The organism is Catellatospora aurea, assembly GCF_042663325.1.
GTDB lineage: Bacteria > Actinomycetota > Actinomycetes > Mycobacteriales > Micromonosporaceae > Catellatospora > Catellatospora aurea.
The window spans coordinates 1-4,096 of record NZ_JBHTAC010000094.1; the positions used below are offsets into that span (position 1 = coordinate 1).

Genomic DNA, 4,096 nt, shown 5'->3' on the forward strand with positions numbered 1-4,096 from the left:
ATCAAGCTAGTCGACCTCAATCCAAGATCTATTACTCATGAAAGACCGAGGCTAATGCCGATATCGGCATTAGACGCCCTTCTTCAGGTAGCCGGTCTCGTCGGCCACGAGGATCCCGTCGCGGTGGCCCAGATGCTCGACCACGAAGGCGCGCAGGTCCCGGGCCACGGCGTCGGTGTCCCACACCGCGGTGCGCAGCAGGCGCTGCATCCGATCCGGGCCGGCGTGGCCGGCGTGCTCGGCCAGCCACCATCCGTTCTTGCGCTCCATCGGCGCCAGCAGCCCCAACAACAGCTCACGCACGGTGCGCCGGGGCTCCGAGCGGGCGAAATGCGCGCCGATGCGGGTCAGTACGTCCTCGAACACCTGCCACCACGCGGCGGGGTTTACGCTATGGCCAGCGGCCACCACGAAGCTATTCGGTTTGTCCACAACAGACGATGATCTCGCGGTGGCCGCCTCCGTGTCCCCGCAGTCCCTCGCTCCGGCACACGCCCAGATCACGCATGGTCCAGACCAGCCCACAGGGCAACCTTGCATCGACGGCCGCCTCGTCCTGGCGTCGTACCATCGCAAGAACGCACAGCTGAGGAGGCAAAGTGGGCAGGAAGAGCACGTGGGCAATGGCTGCAGCGTTCTTCTTGGCCGGACTGGCGCTTCTCATAATGCTCGTCGTGCGGAATCAACCACAGCCCGCGGAGCAGGACCCGTGCGCTCTCCCGACGGCTGAACGGCGCGGCGGCTGGGTGTGTCCCCGCTGACGGCGTTCAAGCCATCTGGCCTGCATACGGAGCATGTGCCGCTGCCGTATTAGTAGCGCGATAATCGCCCCGGCGGGCAGCAAGAGGACTCAATGCCGCCGTAATTGACGGAAGAAATAAACCGCCACCAGGCATGACCGCCGAGGGACCCAGGCATCAACGCGGCAGTTGTGACTCTAGACTCTAACGCCATGACGGCGTGCACCGACATCGGGATGGCCGGGGGAATCACGAATGGGGCTCGTCAGGGTTCGGCTTAGCGACGCCAAGCATCGGCGAACAATGCGGCCGGATTCGTTCCGCCGGATGCAGTCTTGTCCCGGTCCGCGCCCGATGCCGGGCGAGGACGTCGCGGGCGATGTTCTCGGCATCCATTCGAACCTGATCCTTGGTGACGGTCTTTGTCGCCCATAATCTCGCGATCTTGGCAAGGGCGTCTGCGCCCTCATTGAGGTGATAGCCGCTGTGGCCTCGTACCCACTGCGTACTAATCAGGTCAGCGTGCTGGGTAACCAGGTGGGCCAGCTGAAGGATCGTGGCTTTGCGGTCGGACACGCGCTGCAGGGTGTAGCCGCGAGGCATGCGTTCACCTCCATGCCGCCAGTCCTCCACGAGTTCGATGGCGTCCTGAGAGTCGCTGACAATGGTGGTCGGGTGGGTCGGCAGTAGCTCGCGCAACGACCACCAGATCGCCCGCAGTTCGGTTTGAAGGACGCGATCGCCTACGATGCGACCGGGGATACGCGCGGCACCGCAGCCGTAAATTCCGTTGTCGGCAATGTATCCCCAGCAGAGTGGTCGCAACACTGAGTCGCCGACTGTCACCTCTTTGTAGGCGCCGTCCGTGCCGAGAATAACGGCCTCACCGGCGGCGACCTGAAAGCCCGGCAGGACACCCCGCAGCGATTGGGCGTCCTTATCCACGTCGGTGCCGAGCCCGAAGCGCACCTCCCGCGGCTTCGCGGGCCTGCCCGGGACCGGCCCGTCACACGCCCGGCCGGTAAACTTGGCTACCGCTGCCGCCTGGTGCACCCACTGGTCGGCTCCTGAGTGCAGGACGACAAGGTTGCATCTGCCGCAAAGGCGGGCCATCAGCTCGTGGTCTTCGTCAGTCATTCCTCCTTCCATCGCTGACTACGCCGCCAGGCCCGGCTGCTTATTGCCAGCATCGTCGTCCTTGACCCGCTGGAAGGCGTCTGCGAATCGCCGCTTGAGGTCGTCGATATCGACCTCCTGCGGCACCGTCCCGTCCTCAGACTGCAGGGACTCGCAAACCTCCATCCATGCCCGCCCCATGGCGACCGTGAGCATCGCGGCGGTGCTGGAGTTGAACAGCGCGCCCGCCACGCTGCCGACGCCGGGCACCAGCTTGATGAGCCCGGTGGCGGCGTACCGGCCGATCAGCGTTGCCGCGCCGGGCCCGAGCGCGGCGGCGACCAGTGCGGCGATGCGCTTCTTGGGCAGGTTCAGGCCGTACTGCACGGCGATGGTGCCGATCATCGTAATCTGCGTCGCGGCGATGAAGGGCGCGTCGGCCAGCGGGATGGGCACCGCCCCGATCCCGGCCGCAGCGGTGGCAGCTGTTCCGATGGTGGCCCAGGCCTTCTTGCGCTTGTGCGCGAGGTCGTACTTCTGCAAGGCCTCCAGGGTCCGGCGGGAGGCTTCAGGCAGCACCTCGGCGGTGAGGTTGATCAGCTCGGCCACGCCGTGCGCCGGCCACCAGGGCGTCGCGATCGCGGAGGTGAACACGACCCGGTTGCTCGGCGACAGCGGCAGGTCGAGGTCCTCGATCTTCTTGCCGAACTCGAGCGCCTCCGGGGCGATGGCACCGCCGCCAGGCAGCAGCGGCACCTTGCTCATCACCAGGATCACGGGCAAGCCGGAATCGCCGAGCTCGCGGACGAACGTCTCCTGCATCTCCTCGAAGCGACTGTCGGCGAAGTTCACGACGTACCAGATCGCGTGGACCGGGTGGGCCTTGCCAGCCTTGGTCTCGGTGACGAGCTCGCGGATCTCCCGCAGGATGTCCTCGCTGTACGGGCCCATCTCCAGGCCCCTGGTGTCGAAGATGCCGACGAGGCTGCCTTCGGGGCGGTGCAGGTCGATGTGCTGGGTCACCGAACGACCGCCGACACCGGTCACCCCCAATTCCGCGCCGAACACGGTGTTTACCAGGGTGGTCTTGCCAGCTCCCACGCGACCCAGGATCATCAGGTTGAGCTCGCCCAGCTTGCTGAACTCGCTGTCAATCGCAGCGTTGAGCTTGCCCATAACCCATTCGACGTCGTCGAACGGGTTCCCCGACCGCGGCTTGCTGCCACCGGCTCCTGGAACGTGCCATGGCGTGGACAAGCCCGCGTTCCGCAGTTCGTAAGCAAATGCATCTCGGAAACTGGCAGCTGACCAGTGCAAATCGACATGCGCAACTGAACCCTCGTGTGCCCACGTCCGTGTACTGCTTTGACCAGATTTTTCCGGCGCGTACCGGACAATCACCTCAAACTTTGACGTGATTTCCGGTCTGGCTGGCTGGTCTGTGGGCCCGTGAGCAGGGCGTATTACGGGACATCCTATCGAGATGCCGGCGGCGCTGGCGGTGGCAGGTGTCCATTGTGGCCGCACGAGGCGTGAGAGAATCGGAATCGCGAGATGTCCAGGCGTCTGGCGGCGGGGCTTGATTGCGAACAAAGTTTGCGCAGTTCAAGCACATAAATCCGATTCGCCGCCCGATATGCCAGGAATGCCGTAGGCACACGCCTCCTCGCGTCGACGAACGCTTCTCACCTGGTCAGATACATGATCACATCTTCCGTTTGCCTACGAACTGCGGAACGCGGGACAAGTGCCCTCCCCGAAATACGATGCGGCTTTCTCTACGCACTATGCAGAAGGAAAAGAAGACCACGCATCGGCGCCGCCCCGGCATCGGCGTAACAGTTGGGAATGGACGGTCCGACGACGTCCGCGATCCGCGGACGTAGCCGTGCCCTGCCCTTCGAGCCGCCGGCTCGAAGAAGATCGTTGGCAAGTCCAGCCCAGCTGACCGATCAACGGATTCTCAGGGAGCCCTCACCACCACGGAGGCCAGCCGGTTTGCGGACAACGACCGCCTGTCTCGGCCTGTGCCCGACCGCTCGGCTTGGAGGCCAGCCGCCCGTTCGTTTCGACGTCGCCTGATCTTCTTTAGATCGGCCGTCAGTTTCCACACCACCATACTTGTGAGACCGATCATCGCTATCTGCGCATTTGGGTTCGACCCCGGCCGGACAGGCCGCGACACATGTCCGTGGCCATGGAAGTGTCACCGCTGGTGGCCAGTGAAAGTCCCCACCTCG

At 64.5% G+C, this 4,096-nt stretch carries 2 protein-coding genes and 1 pseudogene; all 3 read right to left on the reverse strand.

The genetic code is table 11. From position 1 onward, the window contains the following. Positions 1-72: 72 nt before the first annotated feature. Positions 73-366, reverse strand: a pseudogene (locus ACFQO7_RS37595) (transposase); the annotation flags it as partial. A gap of 623 nt (positions 367-989) precedes the next feature. Continuing rightward, a complete protein-coding gene (locus ACFQO7_RS37600; protein WP_376810868.1) occupies positions 990-1,877 on the reverse strand; it encodes a ribonuclease HI in 888 nt (295 codons plus the stop codon). A gap of 18 nt (positions 1,878-1,895) precedes the next feature. After that, the gene (locus tag ACFQO7_RS37605) at positions 1,896-3,032 is read right to left on the reverse strand and encodes a YcjF family protein (protein ID WP_376810869.1); all 1,137 of its coding nucleotides are present in this window, start codon (positions 3,030-3,032) and stop codon (positions 1,896-1,898) included. Positions 3,033-4,096 lie beyond the last annotated feature (1,064 nt).

Excerpts from the sequence above, each read along its gene's own strand:
- ACFQO7_RS37600 (WP_376810868.1), bottom strand. The coding sequence starts at position 1,877 with ATGACTGACGAAGACCACGAGCTGATGGCCCGCCTTTGCGGCAGATGC.
- ACFQO7_RS37605 (WP_376810869.1), bottom strand. The coding sequence starts at position 3,032 with ATGGGCAAGCTCAACGCTGCGATTGACAGCGAGTTCAGCAAGCTGGGC.